21 protein-coding genes are annotated in these 16026 nt (G+C 67.3%); 15 read left to right on the forward strand and 6 right to left on the reverse strand.

Going from position 1 to position 16026, the window contains the following annotated elements:
- The first annotated feature begins 122 nt into the window (after positions 1 to 122).
- Genes rplN through rplO form a run of 10 tightly spaced genes read left to right on the forward strand, consistent with a single transcriptional unit; the run spans position 123 to position 4278 of the window.
- Complete coding sequence (gene rplN, locus A5744_RS12875; RefSeq protein ID WP_076061527.1) at positions 123 to 491, forward strand: 50S ribosomal protein L14; 369 nt, start codon at positions 123 to 125, stop codon at positions 489 to 491.
- On the forward strand, positions 492 to 809 hold the full coding sequence (rplX, locus tag A5744_RS12880; RefSeq protein ID WP_076061528.1) for a 50S ribosomal protein L24: 318 nt from the start codon (positions 492 to 494) through the stop codon (positions 807 to 809). It begins immediately after the preceding gene.
- Positions 809 to 1372: a 50S ribosomal protein L5 gene (rplE, locus tag A5744_RS12885; protein ID WP_076061530.1), complete on the forward strand. Its 564-nt coding sequence runs from the start codon at positions 809 to 811 to the stop codon at positions 1370 to 1372. Before rplX ends, rplE begins: the two co-directional genes overlap by 1 nt.
- Positions 1373 to 1376: 4 nt before the next feature.
- The gene (locus tag A5744_RS12890; RefSeq protein WP_076061532.1) at positions 1377 to 1562 is read left to right on the forward strand and encodes a type Z 30S ribosomal protein S14; all 186 of its coding nucleotides are present in this window, start codon (positions 1377 to 1379) and stop codon (positions 1560 to 1562) included.
- 19 nt (positions 1563 to 1581) lie between these two features.
- Complete coding sequence (gene rpsH, locus A5744_RS12895) at positions 1582 to 1980, forward strand: 30S ribosomal protein S8 (RefSeq protein WP_076061534.1); 399 nt, start codon at positions 1582 to 1584, stop codon at positions 1978 to 1980.
- A 17-nt stretch (positions 1981 to 1997) separates the two neighbouring features.
- Positions 1998 to 2537, forward strand: coding sequence for a 50S ribosomal protein L6 (rplF, locus tag A5744_RS12900; protein ID WP_076061536.1), 540 nt, complete (start codon positions 1998 to 2000; stop codon positions 2535 to 2537).
- 38 nt (positions 2538 to 2575) lie between these two features.
- Positions 2576 to 2944, forward strand: coding sequence for a 50S ribosomal protein L18 (rplR, locus tag A5744_RS12905; RefSeq protein ID WP_139329682.1), 369 nt, complete (start codon positions 2576 to 2578; stop codon positions 2942 to 2944).
- A gap of 22 nt (positions 2945 to 2966) precedes the next feature.
- Positions 2967 to 3638, forward strand: coding sequence for a 30S ribosomal protein S5 (rpsE, locus tag A5744_RS12910; protein WP_076061540.1), 672 nt, complete (start codon positions 2967 to 2969; stop codon positions 3636 to 3638).
- Positions 3635 to 3841, forward strand: a complete 207-nt coding sequence (gene rpmD, locus A5744_RS12915) for a 50S ribosomal protein L30 (protein ID WP_076061541.1) — start codon at positions 3635 to 3637, stop codon at positions 3839 to 3841. Before rpsE ends, rpmD begins: the two co-directional genes overlap by 4 nt.
- Positions 3838 to 4278, forward strand: coding sequence for a 50S ribosomal protein L15 (rplO, locus tag A5744_RS12920; protein WP_076061543.1), 441 nt, complete (start codon positions 3838 to 3840; stop codon positions 4276 to 4278). Before rpmD ends, rplO begins: the two co-directional genes overlap by 4 nt.
- On the opposite strand, the gene A5744_RS12925 is transcribed toward rplO, so the two are convergent.
- Complete coding sequence (locus tag A5744_RS12925; protein WP_076061545.1) at positions 4279 to 5205, reverse strand: LLM class flavin-dependent oxidoreductase; 927 nt, start codon at positions 5203 to 5205, stop codon at positions 4279 to 4281.
- Between the two features lie 38 nt (positions 5206 to 5243).
- Here A5744_RS12925 and sppA point away from each other — a divergent pair, with 38 nt between their 5' ends.
- On the forward strand, positions 5244 to 7049 hold the full coding sequence (gene sppA, locus A5744_RS12930; protein WP_076061547.1) for a signal peptide peptidase SppA: 1806 nt from the start codon (positions 5244 to 5246) through the stop codon (positions 7047 to 7049).
- On the opposite strand, the gene A5744_RS12935 is transcribed toward sppA, so the two are convergent.
- The 3 genes from A5744_RS12935 to A5744_RS12945 are packed head-to-tail and all read right to left on the reverse strand — an operon-like array spanning position 7046 to position 9845.
- A complete protein-coding gene (locus A5744_RS12935; protein ID WP_076061549.1) occupies positions 7046 to 7960 on the reverse strand; it encodes a class I SAM-dependent methyltransferase in 915 nt (304 codons plus the stop codon). The genes sppA and A5744_RS12935 overlap by 4 nt on opposite strands.
- A 20-nt stretch (positions 7961 to 7980) precedes the next feature.
- A complete protein-coding gene (locus A5744_RS12940) occupies positions 7981 to 8895 on the reverse strand; it encodes a class I SAM-dependent methyltransferase (protein ID WP_076061550.1) in 915 nt (304 codons plus the stop codon).
- Complete coding sequence (locus tag A5744_RS12945; protein ID WP_076061552.1) at positions 8892 to 9845, reverse strand: class I SAM-dependent methyltransferase; 954 nt, start codon at positions 9843 to 9845, stop codon at positions 8892 to 8894. The genes A5744_RS12940 and A5744_RS12945 overlap by 4 nt, the downstream gene beginning before the upstream one ends.
- 96 nt (positions 9846 to 9941) lie before the next feature.
- On the opposite strand from A5744_RS12945, the gene A5744_RS12950 reads away from it, so the two are divergent.
- Together A5744_RS12950 and A5744_RS12955 are read left to right on the forward strand one after the other, a co-directional pair.
- Entirely contained in the window at positions 9942 to 10718 is a 777-nt protein-coding gene (locus A5744_RS12950; RefSeq protein WP_076061554.1) for an SDR family NAD(P)-dependent oxidoreductase, read from the forward strand.
- Positions 10715 to 11929, forward strand: a complete 1215-nt coding sequence (locus A5744_RS12955; protein WP_076061555.1) for a zinc-binding dehydrogenase — start codon at positions 10715 to 10717, stop codon at positions 11927 to 11929. Before A5744_RS12950 ends, A5744_RS12955 begins: the two co-directional genes overlap by 4 nt.
- Here the strand turns inward: A5744_RS12955 and A5744_RS12960 are convergent.
- Positions 11926 to 12960 (reverse strand): dihydrodipicolinate reductase, encoded by a 1035-nt coding sequence (locus tag A5744_RS12960; protein ID WP_076061557.1) that lies wholly within the window; start codon positions 12958 to 12960, stop codon positions 11926 to 11928. The genes A5744_RS12955 and A5744_RS12960 overlap by 4 nt on opposite strands.
- Positions 12961 to 13543: 583 nt before the next feature.
- On the opposite strand from A5744_RS12960, the gene A5744_RS12965 reads away from it, so the two are divergent.
- The gene (locus A5744_RS12965) at positions 13544 to 14113 is read left to right on the forward strand and encodes a TetR family transcriptional regulator (protein WP_083679287.1); all 570 of its coding nucleotides are present in this window, start codon (positions 13544 to 13546) and stop codon (positions 14111 to 14113) included.
- Between the two features lie 7 nt (positions 14114 to 14120).
- Positions 14121 to 15353, forward strand: coding sequence for a cytochrome P450 (locus tag A5744_RS12970; RefSeq protein WP_076061559.1), 1233 nt, complete (start codon positions 14121 to 14123; stop codon positions 15351 to 15353).
- On the opposite strand, the gene A5744_RS12975 is transcribed toward A5744_RS12970, so the two are convergent.
- Positions 15350 to 15997: a class I SAM-dependent methyltransferase gene (locus A5744_RS12975; protein WP_076061560.1), complete on the reverse strand. Its 648-nt coding sequence runs from the start codon at positions 15995 to 15997 to the stop codon at positions 15350 to 15352. The two genes, A5744_RS12970 and A5744_RS12975, sit on opposite strands and share 4 nt — an antisense overlap.
- Positions 15998 to 16026: the final 29 nt, after the last annotated feature.

Raw genomic sequence — 16026 nt, forward strand, 5'->3', positions numbered from 1 at the left:
GTTGCCTTGGGCAGACCTCGGCCGGTGTGAATCGGCCCCGCGTGCCCTTCGGCCACACAGACCGCGCACGTCAGGTTTTGGGTTTCCCCTGCCGTGCACACGCAACCAGGTCAGGAGATCGAGTGATTCAGCAGGAATCGCGGCTGAAGGTCGCCGACAACACCGGCGCCAAGGAGATCTTGTGCATCCGGGTGCTCGGCGGTTCGTCGCGACGCTACGCCGGCATCGGCGACGTCATCGTTGCCACCGTCAAGGACGCCATTCCGGGCGGCAACGTCAAACGTGGTGAGGTCGTTAAAGCCGTCGTCGTGCGCACGGTCAAGGAGCGCAGACGTCCCGACGGCAGTTACATCAAGTTCGACGAGAACGCCGCGGTGATCATCAAGCCCGACAACGACCCGCGCGGAACGCGTATCTTCGGCCCGGTCGGCCGCGAACTGCGCGAGAAGCGATTCATGAAGATCATCTCGCTGGCCCCGGAGGTGCTGTAGATGAAGGTCAAAAAGGACGACACCGTCCTGGTGATCGCCGGTAAGGACAAGGGCGCCAAAGGCAAGGTGCTCAAGGTCTACCCGGACCGCAGCCGGGTGTTGGTCGAGGGCGTCAACCGAATCAAGAAGCACACCGCGGTTTCCACCACTCAGCGCGGGGCCCGGTCCGGCGGCATCGTCACCCAGGAAGCCCCGATCCACGTTTCCAACGTGATGGTGGTCGACTCGGACGGCAAGCCCGCCCGCATCGGCTACCGGCTCGACGAGGAAACCGGCAAGCGGGTCCGCATTTCCAAGCGCAACGGCAAGGACATCTGATGACAACCGCTGAGAAGGTGCAGCCGCGCCTTAAAGAGCGCTACCGCAACGAGATTCGGGACGCGTTGCACAAGCAGTTCGGCTACGGCAACGTCATGCAGATCCCGACGGTGACAAAGGTCGTCGTCAACATGGGGGTCGGCGACGCGGCCCGGGACGCCAAGCTGATCAACGGCGCGGTCAACGACCTGGCGCTGATCACCGGGCAACGCCCCGAGATTCGCAAGGCGCGCAAGTCGATCGCGCAATTCAAGCTGCGCGAGGGCATGCCGATCGGCGTGCGGGTTACCTTGCGCGGCGACCGGATGTGGGAGTTCCTCGACCGCCTCACGTCCATCGCGCTGCCACGTATTCGTGACTTCCGCGGGCTTTCGCCCAAGCAGTTCGACGGTGTCGGCAACTACACCTTCGGTCTGGCCGAGCAGTCGGTGTTCCACGAGATCGACGTCGACAAGATCGACCGGGTCCGCGGCATGGACATCAGCGTCGTCACCTCGGCGACAAACGACGACGAAGGACGAGCGCTGTTGCGGGCCCTCGGCTTTCCCTTCAAGGAGAACTGACTAGATGGCTAAGAAGGCACTGGTTAACAAGGCCGCGCGCAAGCCGAAGTTCGCGGTGCGCAGCTACACCCGCTGCAGCAAGTGCGGCCGTCCGCGCGCGGTGTTCCGCAAGTTCGGGCTCTGCAGGATCTGCCTGCGCGAGATGGCGCACGCGGGTGAGCTGCCCGGCGTGCAGAAGAGCAGCTGGTGACGGGACATAGGACGCAACTATGACGATGACCGACCCGATCGCGGACTTCTTGACACGTCTGCGCAACGCCAATTCGGCCTACCACGACGAGGTGAGCCTGCCCCACTCGAAGATCAAGGCGAACATCGCCCAGATCCTCAAGAGCGAGGGCTACATCAGCGACTACCGGACCGAGGATGCTCGGGTCGGCAAGTCGCTGGTCATCCAGCTCAAGTACGGGCCGAGCCGCGAACGCAGCATCGCCGGTTTGCGCCGGGTGTCCAAGCCGGGCCTGCGGGTGTACGCGAAATCCACCAATCTGCCGCGGGTGCTCGGCGGCCTGGGTGTGGCCATCATCTCGACCTCCTCGGGCCTGCTGACCGACCGTCAGGCAGCCAGACAGGGCGTGGGCGGCGAAGTCCTCGCATACGTGTGGTGAGGGGTTGAGGAAAAGCCATGTCGCGCATTGGTAAGCAGCCGATTCCGGTCCCCTCCGGAGTCGACGTCACGATCGAAGGCCAGAACGTCTCGGTGAAGGGACCCAAGGGCACCCTGGATCTGAAGGTCGCCGAGCCGATCGCCGTGTCGCGCAACGACGACGGCGCCATCGTGGTCACCCGTCCCGACGACGAGCGGCGCAACCGCTCCCTGCACGGGTTGTCCCGCACCCTGGTCTCCAACCTGGTCACCGGTGTCACCGAGGGTTACACCACCAAGATGGAGATCTTCGGCGTCGGCTACCGGGTCCAGCTCAAGGGTTCCAACCTCGAGTTCGCGCTGGGATACAGCCATCCCGTGGTGATCGAGGCCCCCGAGGGCATCACATTCGCGGTCCAGTCGCCGACGAAATTCACGATCACCGGGATCGACAAGCAGAAGGTCGGCCAGATTTCGGCGAATATCCGCCGCCTGCGCCGCCCCGACCCCTACAAGGGCAAGGGCGTGCGCTACGAGGGCGAGCAGATCCGCCGCAAGGTCGGAAAGACAGGTAAGTAGCCATGGCGAAATCACAAGCTGCCGCCGTGCGAAAGTCGGTGGGGCAGAGCGTGTCCGAAGCGCGACGGGTCTCGCGGGTGCGCAGGCACGCGCGGCTGCGCAAGAAGATCTCGGGCACCGGCGAGCGCCCGCGTTTGGTTGTGCACCGGTCCGCGCGGCACATACACGTGCAGTTGGTCAACGACGAAAACGGCACCACGCTGGCCGCCGCGTCGTCGATCGAGGCCGATGTGCGCGGCGTGGACGGTGACAAGAAAGCCCACAGCGTGCGGGTCGGTCAACTGATCGCCGAGCGTGCCAAGGCCGCCGGCATCGAGAGCGCGGTGTTCGACCGCGGCGGATACACCTACGGCGGACGGATCGCGGCGCTGGCCGATGCCGCACGCGAGAACGGATTGAGTTTCTGATGACAACTGGAAGGACCGCATAATGGCGGAGCAGCCAGCCGGCGGGCAAGGCGCCCCAGAGGGCCGCGACGCGCGCGGTGACGGCCGCGATTCCCGCGGCAGGCGGGACGGCGGCGGCCGAGGCCGCGACCGTGACGGCGACAAGAGCAACTACCTGGAACGGGTCGTCGCCATCAACCGCGTCTCCAAGGTGGTCAAGGGTGGTCGGCGATTCAGCTTCACCGCACTGGTCATCGTCGGTGACGGCAACGGCATGGTCGGCGTCGGTTACGGCAAGGCCAAGGAAGTCCCGGCCGCGATCGCCAAGGGTGTGGAAGAGGCACGCAAGGGCTTCTTCCGGGTTCCCTTGATCGGCGGCACCATCACTCACCCGGTGCAGGGTGAGGCGGCCGCCGGCGTGGTGCTGTTGCGCCCGGCCAGTCCGGGTACCGGTGTGATCGCCGGTGGCGCGGCCCGCGCGGTGCTGGAATGTGCTGGGGTGCGCGACATCCTGGCCAAATCGTTGGGCAGCGACAATGCGATCAACGTGGTGCACGCCACCGTCGCCGCGCTCAAGCTCCTGCAGCGTCCCGAAGAGGTGGCCGCCCGCCGCGGACTGCCGATCGAGGACGTCGCCCCGGCCGGGATGCTCAAGGCGCGACGTGAGAGTGAAGCGCTGGCGAGTGCGACCGCGGCCCGGGAGGCGCAGCCATGAGTCAGCTGAAGATCACCCAGGTGCGCAGCACCATCGGGACACGCTGGAAGCAGCGCGAGAGCCTGCGCACGCTGGGACTGCACCGGATTCGCCATTCGGTGGTCCGCGAAGACAACCCGCAGACGCGCGGCCTGATCGCGGTGGTGAGCCATCTCGTCGAGGTGGAGCCGGCCGAGACGGGCGCCGGAGGTAAGACCAAATGACACTCAAGCTGCACGACCTACGGCCCGCGCCCGGGTCGAAAACCGCCCGCACCCGCGTCGGCCGCGGGGAGGGCTCCAAGGGCAAGACCGCGGGCCGTGGCACCAAGGGCACCAAGGCCCGCAAGAACGTCCCGGCCACCTTCGAGGGCGGGCAGATGCCGATTCACATGCGGCTGCCCAAGCTCAAGGGGTTCCGCAACCGTTTCCGCACCGAGTACGAGATCGTCAACGTCGGCGACATCAACCGGCTGTTCCCCAAGGGGGGCGCCGTCGGGGTGGACGACCTGGTGGCCAAGGGCGCCGTTCGCAAGAACTCGTTGGTCAAGGTCCTCGGCGACGGCAAGTTGACCGTGAAGGTCGACCTGTCCGCGCACAAGTTCAGCGGCAGCGCCCGCGAGAAGATCACCGCCGCGGGCGGTTCGGTCACCGAGCTCTAGTCACCGCAGCTGCGGAATCACCTCCGCGGCAAGGCGTTCCATCTGCGCGCCGTTCTCCGCGACATCCGCGGCGACGGGGTTGAGCAGCAGCATCTCCGCTCCGGCATCGATCACCTCGCGCAGTCCGCGCGCCACGTCGTCGGGTGTACCCGACACCGGAACCGCATCGATGCCCGACATTTCGCCGTAGATGCGGCGCAGCCCGGCGAGCACCCGTTCGCGCGCCCGCGCGGCATCGTCGTCGATCATCAAATAGACCCGCTTGCCGATGGTGAAGTGCGCCGGGTCTTTGTGTTGTTCGTCGAGTTCGCGGCGCACGATGCCGACGGCTTCGGCGAACGCTTCGGTGGTCGAGGAGCCCGCACCCAGAAACGAGTCGCCGTGGCGCACGGCCCTGGCCAGGGCCTTGGGAGCGAGGCCGCCGAACCAGATCGGGGGGTGCGGCCGCTGCACCGGCTTGGGCTGGATGGGAAGGTCGTCCACGTCACGGAACCGGCCGTGAAAGCTCACCCGGGGTTCGTCGGACCAGGCCGCCTTCATCAGGTCCAGGCCCTCGGTGAAATAGCTTATGTAGGTTGACTTCTCGACGCCGAACGCGGCAAACCTGCGGAATCCGCCGCCGGGTGCGACGCCGACGTCGAGGCGCCCGTGGCTGAGCCGGTCCACGGCGGTCACGGCCGAGGCCAACTGAAGCGGATCATGCAACGAGGACACCAGCACGGCGACCCCGAGGCGCAGTCGCTGGGTGCAGGCCGCGCAGTACGCCAGCAGCTCCAGCGGCGCCAGCAGGGGTGCGTCGCCGACGATCTGCTCGAGCACCCAGCCTCCCTCGAACCCGAGTTCCTCCGCGCGCGAGAGAAACACGCGCAGCCCCGCGTCATCGAAGCCGTCGAAGTCGAATTGGGGGATGGCGATCGAGAACCTCACCCCACCACCGTACGGCGGCCGATCGGTAGGCTGCGGTCATGTTCGGCTTCCTGCCTTCGCTTCCCGGCATCGCACGGTGGGGGGACGAGGTGCGTGCCGTGGCCGGTCGCGTCGATACCGCCCGCCATCACGGCGTGCCCAATGGCTGCGTGCTCGAATTGAATTTGCGCTCGGTGCCGCCGGAAAGCTCGGGCTTCGACCCGCTGGCGTTCATCACCGGGGGCGGCCGGCCGATGGCGCTGCGTGACGCGGTCGCCGCGATCCACCGGGCCGCCGGGGATTCCCGGGTCGCGGGGCTGATCGCCCGCGTGCAGCTTGCGGCGGCGCCGCCGGCGGCGGTTCAGGAGCTGCGCGAGGCCGTCGCGGCCTTCACCGCCCGCAAGCCGTCGCTGGCGTGGGCCGAGACCTATCCGGGGACGCTGTCGTACTATCTGGCTTCGGCATTCGGCGAAGTGTGGATGCAGCCGTCGGGAAGCGTCGGTCTGGTCGGCTTCGCCAGCAGCGTCACCTTCCTGCGGGACGCGCTCGACAAGGCGGGCATCGAAGCCGAGTTCGTCGCGCGCGGCGAATACAAGTCGGCGATAAACCGATACACCGAGGGCGGGTTCACCGACGCCCACCGTGAAGCCGTCACCCGAATGCTGGAAAGTCTGCAAGACCAGGTGTGGCAGGCGGTCGCCGAATCACGCAGCCTCGATCCTGCCGGGCTCGACGCGCTGGCCGACCGGGCCCCACTGTTGCGCGAGGAGGCCGTCGCCTCCGGTCTGATCGACCGGATCGGCTTCCGCGACGAGGCATACGCGCGGATAGCGGAACTGATTGGTGTGGAAGGAATTTCGCCCGAGTCCATCGACTCCGATGAGAACGCTCCGCCGCGGCTCTACCTGTCGCGGTACGCCGGTGCGGCCCAGTCCAGGTTGGCCCCGGCCTTGCCGCCGATTCCCGGCCGCCGCCCCAAACCCACGCTCGCGCTGGTCACCGTCGCGGGCCACATCGTCGACGGGCGCGGCGGGCCCCAATTCCTGCCGTTCGGCGCCTCAGCCGTCGGCGGCGACACCATTGCGGCGGCACTGCGGGAGGCGGCCGCCAACGACGCGGTGTCCGCGATCGTACTTCGGGTGGACAGCCCGGGCGGCTCGCTCTTCGCCTCGGAGACCGTCTGGCGCGAGGTGGCGCGGGCCCGCGCACGCGGCAAACCGGTGGTGGCGTCCATGGGCTCGGTCGCCGCGTCCGGCGGCTACTACATCTCGATGGGTGCCGACGCGATCGTGGCCAGTCCCGGCACGATCACCGGGTCCATCGGTGTGTACAGCGGGAAGTTCGTTGTGCGCGATCTGAAGGGGCGGCTGGGGGTGGCCTCGGATACCGTGCGCACCAACGCAAATGCCGATGCCTGGTCGATCGACACGCCGTTCACGCCGCAGCAGCGGGCCCATCAGGAGGCCCAGGCGGACCTGGTCTACGCCAACTTCGTGGAGCGGGTGGCCGAGGGGCGCAAACTGAGCGCCGATGCCGTTGATGCCGTGGCGCGGGGGCGGGTGTGGACCGGCGCCGACGCCCTGGAGCGCGGTCTGGTCGACGAACTCGGCGGCCTGCGAACCGCCGTGCGCCGGGCCAAGGTCCTGGCCGGCCTGGACGAGGACACCGATGTCCGCATCGTCAGCTACCCGGGCTCGTCGCTACTGGACTTCGTGCGACCCCGCGCGTCGTCGCAACCGGCCGCGGCGTCGCTGCCGGACGCGCTTGGCGCACTGCTCGGCCGGTCGATTGCCGGCATCCTCGAGGACGCCGGGCGGACGCTGTCCGGCACACACGTGCTGTGGCCGGGGGAGTGGCGCTTCTAGCCGGTGAGCCCGCCGCTGATGAAGATGATTTCGCCGAGCGGGTCGTCGTTTTCGGGAGGGGGGACCTCGATGCCGTTGCGCCGGAACAGTTCGGTGCGCGTGACGCCCTCGACGTCCCACCCAGAGGTCCGCAGATAGTCGACGACATGGTTGCGTTCGCCGGTATAGACCAGCGACGCCATGTCGATGTCGACGCCGTGATCCCGGAAGGTACCGGACATCTCCCGCGCCCGCTCGACGTCGAAATCGATGATGCCGGGCACGAATTCGGTGGCGATGGTGCTCCCGGGCGCGCTGAGCGCGGTGATGTTGTCGAACAGCCGATCCTGGGCCTCCGGCGGCAGGTAGATCAGCAGGCCTTCGGCCAGCCACGCCGTCGGCGCGTTGGTGTCCAGCCCGGCCGCCTTAAGCGCCGCCGGCCAGTCGCCGCGCAGGTCGATGGCGACCGTGCGCCGCGTAGCGGTGGGCTGCGCACCGATGCCGGCCAACGTGGTGGTCTTGAACTCGATCACCCGCGGCTGGTCGATCTCGTAGACCACCGTGCCGCCCGGCCACGGCAGCCGGAAGGCGCGCGAGTCCAATCCGGACGCCAGGATCACCACCTGACGCACGCCCGCGGCGGCGGCGTCGAGGAAGTAGTCGTCGAAGTACTTGGTGCGCACCGCCATTCCGTCGATCATCGCCTGCATGCGCACCGGCGAGGCGTTCTCGATCGCGTCCAGGTCGAGCTCGCCGTCCATCATCTTGGTGAACAGGTCTACCCCCACCGCGCGCACCAGTGGTTCGGCGAACGGGTCGTTGATCAAACCGCGCGGATCCTTCGTCGCCATGGCGCGGCCGGCCGCGACCATCGTCGCGGTCACGCCCACGCTGGACGCCAGATCCCAGTGGTCGTCGTGCGTGCGTGCCATGAGAGAAGCCTAGCTAGGCCCTACTTCAGGATGGCGGCCACGTAGCTCAAGTCGCCGAAGGAGGCCGCCATCGCGTCTTCGGGAAACTCAAACCCGTTGCTAGCGTACAACTCCCGGGCCGGGTGGGCCGTCACCTGCCATCCGTGGCTGTTCAGGTAGTCGACGACGACGCTGCGCTCGCCGCGATAGAACAGGTCGGCCGCGTTGAGGTTGAAACCGAAGCGCTGCCAGCGCTCGGAGATGCGCTGCAACCGCTCGTCGGTAAACGCGTTCGGGTCCGGGACGTGTTCGGTGGCCAGCCGGCTGCCCGGCGCGCTCAGCGCGGTGATGTTGTCGAACAGTCGATCCTGGGCGTCCGGGGGTAGGTAGGGCAACAGGCCTTCGGCGCTCCACGCGGTCGGCTGCCCGACGTCAAAACCGCTCTCCCGCAACGCCGCGGGCCAGTCGTCCCGCAGGTCGATGCTGACGGCACGGCGTTCGGCGGTCGGGTCGGCGCCCAGGCCGGCCAGCGTGTCGGTCTTGAAGGCGATGACCTGCGGCTGGTCGATCTCGTAGACCACCGTGCCCGCCGGCCACGGCAGTCGGTAGGCCCTGGTGTCCAGACCGGAAGCCAGGATGACCGCCTGTCGCACACCGTCATTGGTGGCGCCGGTGAAGAAGTCGTCGAAAAACCTGGTGCGCACCGCGATCTGCTCGCGCCGCGCCTTGCGGTTGAACAGCGGGTCGTCCTCGAAATCGAGCTCGCCGTCGATGATGCGGACGAACGGATCCAACCCCACGGCGCGGACCAGGGGATCGGCCAGTGGATCGTCGAGCAGCGCATCGGGCCCCTGCGACGCCACGGCGCGGGACGCGGCGACCATGGTCGCGGTCGCTCCCACGCTGTGCGCCGGTCCCCAGCTATCGCCGTCGGTGCGTCCAGAGCCGACTGTCATTTCAGGTATCCGCTCACGTAAACCATGTCGCCCATGCGCGTGTCGTCGTCCTCGAAGGGTGGAAGTCCGTTGTCCGCGAACAGCTCTCGGATGCTGATCCCGTTCAGTTCCCAGCCATGATCGGCCAGGTAGGGAGCCGCTTCGTTGCGCTCACCAAAGTAGACAAGCCCCGCCATGTCGAGATCGAAACCGTGCGCACGCCAGCGCTCGGAGATGCGTTGCATGCGTTCCTTCAACTTCTCCTCGTCCCCGGGCTGCGGGTTGGGCGCGCTCTCGGTGGCGAACCGGCTTCCCGGCGCGCTGAGTTCGGTGATGGTGTCCAGCAGGCGGTCCTGCGCCTCGGGCGGCAGGTAGCCGAGCAGACCCTCGGCGCTCCACGCGGTCGGGCGGGCCGGGTCGAATCCGGCGGCGCGCAGCGCGGCGGGCCAGTCGTCGCGCAGATCGACCGCGACCGTTCGCCGCTCGGCGGTGGGCGTGGCGCCCAGCTCGGCCAGCGTGCGGGTCTTGAATTCGATGACCTGCGGCTGGTCGACCTCGTAGACGACGGTCCCGGCCGGCCACGGCAGCCGGTACGCGCGCGAATCCAGCCCCGAGGCCAGGATCACGACCTGCTCGATACCCGCGTTCGTCGCGTCGATGAAGAACTCGTCGAAGAACTTGGTGCGCACGGCCATGTTGTCGGCCATCCGCGACATGGCCCCGGGGGATCCCCCAGATTCAGCGGTGCCGTCGTGCACGTCGTTGAGCTCGCCGGGGCTCACCTCGCCGGTCGCCAGCCGGGTGAGCAGGTCCACGCCGACCGCTCTGACCAGCGGCTCCGCGTAAGGGTCGTCGATCAGTGGGCGCTCGTCCCGGCTGGCCACAGCCCGGGCCGCCGCGACCATCGTCGCGGTCACGCCGACGCTGGACGCCAGGTCCCAGGTGTCGCCCTCATACCTCGTGGAAGTCATGTTCTCCCCTACCCGGAAATAGTCCGTCTAATATTTAGCCAATATAACAAGCGCCAACCACTGTACGCCTATTCCATTTCGCGGCAACCTTGACGGATGGCATACGCGGCAGCGGGTAAACGGGTGCTCATCACCGGCGCGTCGTCGGGTCTGGGGGCGGCCCTGGCGCGACGGCTCGCCGCCCGCGAAGCGGTGGTGGGACTGATCGCCCGCCGCCGGGATCGCCTCGACGAGGTGCTGGCCGACTGCCGGCGCAGCGCGCCGGAATCGGTGATGTGGGTGGCCGACCTGGCCGACACCGCCGCCCTGGGCGAGCTGGCGCGGCGTGTGTGGGACGGACTCGGCGGCATCGACGTGCTGATCAACAACGCCGCGATGCCGAAGCGCCGGCCCGTCATCGACCTGGATCCGGACGAGGTGGAGAACGTCATGCGGGTCAACTTCTTTGCGCCGATGCGTCTGATGCTGGCGCTGCTGCCGCGGATGCTGGCGCGCGGCTCGGGCCTGATCGTCAACGTGTCCAGTGTCGGCGGCCGGCTCGGCATCATTCACGAAACCGCCTATTGTGCAAGCAAATTCGCGTTGTGCGGCTGGAGCGAGGCGATGGCCGTGGACCTCTACGGCAGCGGCGTCGCGGTGAAGCTCATCGAGCCCGGCCCGGTCGACACCGAGATCTGGGATCACCCGGGCAGCGAGGAGCCGCTCTACCAGGGGCCCAAGGTGCCCGCCGACGAGGTGGCCGAAGGCATCATCGACGCCCTGGGCAGCGACACGTTCGAGCACTACGTTCCGGACATGAAGGCCGTCGTGGACGCCAAGAACGCCGACCTCGATGCGTTCATTGCGGGCACGGCCGCGATGGCGCCGCGGTGAAGGCGCTCGTCTACGGCGTCGCGCCGGAGGCGTCGCCCGGACCTGAGGACGCACTGACCCACAGCCCGGTCGCACTGCAGGAGATCGCGGATCCGCAACTGCCGCATCAGGATTGGGTGCTCACCCGTCCCCGCCTGACCGGCATCTGCGGTTCGGACTCCAAGCAGATCCTGATGGACTTCGGCGAGGACGACGTCGACAACGCCATGGCCGCGTTCTGTTCCTTCCCTCAGGTCATGGGCCACGAGGTGGTCGCCGACGTGGTCGCCGTGGGGCCCAAGGCGCGCGGGCTGGAGATCGGGCAGCGCGTCGTGCTGAACCCGTGGCTGTCCTGCGGGCCGCGCGGCATCGAACCGCCCTGCCCGGCCTGCGAAAGCGGCGACTACAGCCTGTGCTGGAGCTTCACCGACGGCGACATCAAGCCCGGCATCCACACCGGGGTGTCCGCCGATGTCACCGGTGGATACGCCGAGCTGATGCCCGCCCACGACAGCATGCTGTTCGGCGTTCCCGACTCGATTCCCGACGAGCTGGCCGTGTTCGCCGACCCGTTTTCGGTGTCCCTGCACGCGATCACCCGCCACCCGCCGCCCCGCGCGGGCCGCGTGCTCGTCTACGGGGCCGGCTCGCTGGGGTTGTGCGCGGTCGCGATCCTGCGGGCGCTGTATCCCGAGGTGGCCGTCGCCGTGGTGGCGCGCTTCGATGCCCAGGCGCAGTTGGCCCGGCGGTTCGGGGCCGCCAAAGTGCTCGCACACGAACCGCGCCTGGCCGTCATCGAAGAGCTCGTGGCCTGGGGCGGTGGCCGGCTGCGCCAACCGCTGCAGGGCCTGCCCATGGCCTACCCGGGACCGATCGACGTCGTCTACGACACCGTCGGCAAGCCCGAGACGTTCGAGGTCGGGGTGCGGGTCCTGCGCTCGCGGGGGACGCTGGTGAAGGCCGGCGTGCACGCGCCCGGCCGGTGGGAGTGGAGTCCGTTGTATTTCAAGGAGATCAGCTGGGTCGGGTCCAACGCCTTCGGGATCGAGGAGGTCGAAGGCCGGCGTCAGCACGCGATCGCGCACTACCTCGACCTGGTCCACGCCGGCCGGGTGGACCTGGGGCCCATGCTGACCCACACGTTCCGGCTCGAGCAGTGGCGCGACGCGTTCCTCGCGATCGCTAACCAGGGCCAGAGCGGCGCCGTCAAGGTCGCATTCGACCAGCGCTAGACCAGCGCGCCCGGGGATCCGGTGATGGGCAAGTCAATCGGGGTGATGACGTCCGGTCGTGCGTCGCACAGGAACGGGATGGCGTTGACGGCCGCGACCGCGGTGCTGTCCATCAACACGGTCATGACGTCCTCTCCAGGGTGGCCGAACCGGATCGTCGCGTCGACATGTGGCTCGCCTTCGATCACCACGCTAAAACCCTTGGGGTCGGTCCACTTTGGCTCGAGCGCGTCGTCGCTCATGGTCCAGCAGATGGCCAGCTCGACCACCGGGCGACCGCCGCGATAGCCGCGATAGGTACGCCGTTGGCCCCCGGCGGTGCCCGCGGCGTAGTCCACCCAGCCCAGATTCAGATCCCGGGTCAGCACCGCGGGCTCGACGAATGCCTCCTTGGAGTCGAGCTCGGTACCCAGCATCGTGGCGATCATGTCCAGCGTCTCGAAGTAGCCGAGGCCGTATCGTTGCTTCTCCGGGTCGAGGTGGGTCACCGGCTCACGCGGCGGTTTGCCGAATCCGAGCACCTTCCACACGTCTTGCACGGGATAGGTTGTGCAGTCCAGCGTTTCGACGAGCTTGACGCTGCGCACCCGCGGGCAGGCGCCGGTCAGGAAGCCGGCGACGACGTTGATGAAGCCGGGCTCGAATCCCGTTCCCAGGAACGTGGATTGGCCCTGTCGCGCCGCCTCTTCGAGCGCCGGGAGTTCGACCGGGTGATGGGTGCCGGTCACGAAGTCGCCCGTGGTGACGACGTTGATGCCGCGGCGCAGCATCGTTTCCACCAAGTCGTAGTCGATGGCACGCGGCATGTAGTTCACGCAGTCCGGCGCGAGATCGAGCAACGCGTCGACATCGCTCGTCGCGGTGACTCCCGTCGGGGGTCGATCCGCGAGCACGCCCGCGTCGCGGCCCACTTTGTCCGCGCCCAGGGCGTGTACGCCCACCACGTCGAAGTCGTCACGGTCGAGCAGGATGCCGAGCGCTCGGCTGCCGATGTTGCCGGTGGACCACTGGACTACCCGGTATGGCGCCATGGCTCACCGTAACTGTTGACTACGTCCAACCGCAGTCGCAGCGACTGGCTGATCTCACAGTCAGCGCGATTTCCCAGTTACGGAGTTGTCGACTCGCCGGGAGGCGCAGACTTTCGGACCCAGAAGTTACCCACAAACTTGGCCCATCTGCCCGTCAGTGGGGCTCGCCCCCTCGCAATGGCCCAAATGGTATCTGCGCACGGCGTTAGATTTGTCGAGGCAAGCCTGATGGCCAGCGGGTTCGGTGATGCTGGCACAGGGATCGTCGGCGCGTGCTTGTGCTGGTGGCATGCAGAGGGGTGCCAGTGTTATGGCTGCTGCCGCCGCCACGCCCGTTATTGCCCGCTTCATCAGTTCTTCCCTTTCTGACCCCAATGGGCGCAGTGCGACAGAGCATCTGGAGTGGTGACAGTAACGGCGTATTAGTTTCGGCAAGTTGCGTCGATGTGAAGACTTTGGGACGCTCGCGGCGTTTCGCGCGCATCGGGTTCAGGGTCAACCGGGAAGCCGTGCTTGAGCGTAGACGAACATTGTTCTAATCTGAATACTGTTCGAAACCGAACGCTGTTCGAAAGGGGCGCATGTGACGGCGGTGTCCAATGCGCCGGTGCTTCGCTACGGGGCCCTGGACCGGGCCCACCTGACGAAGCACCTGCTGCGCCTGGCCAAGCGAGTGGGCGTCAGCCGGGTCACGATGCGCGAGCTGGCAGCGGAGGCCGGCACGGCGGCCTCGTCGGTGTACTACCACGTTCGCGACAAGCGGGAACTGCTCGATCTGCTGATCGAAGCGGTGCTCGCACAGATCGAGGTTCCGGAGGAAGGCGACTGGGAAGCACGTTTGATCGCGCTCTATGCCAGCGCGTGGAAGGTACTGGTCGGCGTGCCCGGGATCGCGGCTCTGCTGCAGGAGCATCCGCACACCACCGCGGCCACCGCGATGGATCTCGCCTCTCGCGAAATTCTGCGCGAATCCGGCTTGACTGCCGAGCATTTCGAGGCGGCGCACGCGGCGTTGTACATCCACCTACTGGGATCCGTGCAACTCGAGCACACGCGCCGCGCGGGTGGCGCTGCCCGCGGGGTCGACGACAAGGCGTTTACGTACGGATTGCGCCTCATCATGGCGGGCCTGCGCGGCGAGCTCGAGAAGTGAAGCGCACATGACAGACACGGCAATCGATCTCGCCGAGCCCTCAGTGTGGGCCTCGCGCTTTCCCGACGACATGTTCGCCGAGTTGCGCGCCAGCACGCCGGTGTTTCATCAGCATCTCACCGACCGCGTCAGATCCACTGTGGGCCGCGAGTTTTGGGTGTGCACGAAACATGCCGATGTCGCGCGAGTGCACCGCGATCACGAGTCGTTTACGGCGACCCGCGGACCGCTGATTCAGGACGTAGCGCTGTTCGATTCCTATCCGGCGATCGTGAGCATGGACCCGCCGGATCACACGATTCGGCGCAAGGTCATTGCCCGCGCGTTCACCCGACGCGCGGTGGCCAAGTTGGAGGAAGGCATCCGGGCTCGGGCCAAGACCATGGCCGCTGCCCTGCGTGAGGCCGGCGGTGGTGAGTTCGTCGATCTGGCTGCGGGATTGCCAATCTCGGTGATCGGCGACATCGTCGGGATTCCCGATTCCGACCGCCCGCATGTATTCGGCTTGATCGACCGGGTGTTGAAGACTGCCGGCGCGCAGATGTCCGTGCCCGACGGGGATGACTTGCTCCCGTTCATGGAGCTGTTCCAGTACGCCAGCTCGCTGACCGCTCACAAGCGTGACCATCCCGTGGACGACATATGGAGTGCGTTGTGCACCACGGAGATCACGGAAGAATCGGGCGAGAGCTTTTTGCTGCCCTCCAATGAACTCGAAATCTTCTTCTTCATCCTCGGCTTGGCCGGCGCCGACACGACTCGAAACGCGCTGTGCGACGGCATGCGCGCCTTCGCGGCCAATCCGGACCAGATCGCAGTCTATCGATCCGACCCGGATGCGCGGCGGACGGCGGTCGAGGAGGTGATCCGTTATTCCACGCCGATCATGTTCTGGGTGCGTGGAGCAACCATGAATGTCATGATCGGCGACGTCCTGATCCCCGAGGGTGCGCGCGTGGTCACGATGTTGCGCTCGGCCAACCGCGACGAAGACGTCTTCGAGGATCCATACCGGTTCGACATTCGCCGCGATCCCAACCCCCACCAGTCCTTCGGCGGGGGCGGCGCTCATCACTGTCTCGGTGCGATGCTTGCGCGGGCGGAAATCCGGGCCGCCCTCGACGAGATCTTGCTCAACACCGGCGCCATCGAAGTCGGGGAGCCGAGGCTAACGCTCCCCGATCTCTGCAACAACATGACCGTATACGAATCGCTCCCGGTCAGTCTGGGCCAGCGCTAGGTGGGACGGGTCGCGCGATAGTAGGTGAGCCGTCCGACCACGCGTTGGCGATGCGTGGCGACTTCGGTGCAGTCGAAACCGGCACCGCGCAACAGGCGCGGAATCGCGTCGCCGAGATTGCCGGCCGCGTGCGGGCTGCGCCTGATGAGCCGCGCCAGCACGCCGGCGTCGGCCGCCGTGTCACCGCCGATATCGACCAGGTGCAGCCTGCCGCCCGGGCGCAGAACACGGAAGATCTCCTCCGCCGCAGCGGTTTTCGCGTCGTCACTCACATGGTGCAGCATCATCGACGACAGCACCCGGTCGAATTCGCCGTCGCCGTACGGCAGCCGCTCGGCGTAGCCGCGCTCGAAGCGGACCCCATCGGTCTTTCTCCGCGCCCGGTCAAGCGCCCGCGGGTCGGGGTCGCACCCAACCGCGTCCAGGTGGGGGTAGCCGCGTTTGGCGCGAATGATGAGATTGCCGGTGCCGCAGCCGATTTCCAGCACGCGACGGCAGTCGGCGAGCTCGGCCTGCGCGATCAGGGACTCGTGGACCCTTTTCATGCCCAGTAGGCGAGAGATCAGGTCGTAGCAGGGCAGCAGCGCGTCGTGGCCGGCGGCGGGCAGATAGTCATGTGGATGATGTTTCGTCACAGCATCCATGGTGAACCGGTGAACTGACCGAGAATTGG

The sequence above is a fragment of the Mycobacterium sp. IS-1264 genome (genome assembly GCF_001954195.1).
Classification (GTDB): Bacteria; Actinomycetota; Actinomycetes; order Mycobacteriales; family Mycobacteriaceae; genus Mycobacterium.

Coding starts and splice junctions, on each gene's coding strand:
- rplO (WP_076061543.1), top strand. CDS start 3,838: ATGACACTCAAGCTGCACGACCTACGGCCCGCGCCCGGGTCGAAAACC.
- rpsE (WP_076061540.1), top strand. CDS start 2,967: ATGGCGGAGCAGCCAGCCGGCGGGCAAGGCGCCCCAGAGGGCCGCGAC.
- A5744_RS12960 (WP_076061557.1), bottom strand. CDS start 12,960: ATGGCGCCATACCGGGTAGTCCAGTGGTCCACCGGCAACATCGGCAGC.
- A5744_RS12975 (WP_076061560.1), bottom strand. CDS start 15,997: ATGGATGCTGTGACGAAACATCATCCACATGACTATCTGCCCGCCGCC.
- A5744_RS12945 (WP_076061552.1), bottom strand. CDS start 9,845: ATGACTTCCACGAGGTATGAGGGCGACACCTGGGACCTGGCGTCCAGC.
- rpmD (WP_076061541.1), top strand. CDS start 3,635: ATGAGTCAGCTGAAGATCACCCAGGTGCGCAGCACCATCGGGACACGC.
- A5744_RS12940 (WP_076061550.1), bottom strand. CDS start 8,895: ATGACAGTCGGCTCTGGACGCACCGACGGCGATAGCTGGGGACCGGCG.
- A5744_RS12935 (WP_076061549.1), bottom strand. CDS start 7,960: ATGGCACGCACGCACGACGACCACTGGGATCTGGCGTCCAGCGTGGGC.
- A5744_RS12950 (WP_076061554.1), top strand. CDS start 9,942: ATGGCATACGCGGCAGCGGGTAAACGGGTGCTCATCACCGGCGCGTCG.
- rplE (WP_076061530.1), top strand. CDS start 809: ATGACAACCGCTGAGAAGGTGCAGCCGCGCCTTAAAGAGCGCTACCGC.
- rpsH (WP_076061534.1), top strand. CDS start 1,582: ATGACGATGACCGACCCGATCGCGGACTTCTTGACACGTCTGCGCAAC.
- A5744_RS12970 (WP_076061559.1), top strand. CDS start 14,121: ATGACAGACACGGCAATCGATCTCGCCGAGCCCTCAGTGTGGGCCTCG.
- sppA (WP_076061547.1), top strand. CDS start 5,244: ATGTTCGGCTTCCTGCCTTCGCTTCCCGGCATCGCACGGTGGGGGGAC.
- rplF (WP_076061536.1), top strand. CDS start 1,998: ATGTCGCGCATTGGTAAGCAGCCGATTCCGGTCCCCTCCGGAGTCGAC.
- A5744_RS12890 (WP_076061532.1), top strand. CDS start 1,377: ATGGCTAAGAAGGCACTGGTTAACAAGGCCGCGCGCAAGCCGAAGTTC.
- rplX (WP_076061528.1), top strand. CDS start 492: ATGAAGGTCAAAAAGGACGACACCGTCCTGGTGATCGCCGGTAAGGAC.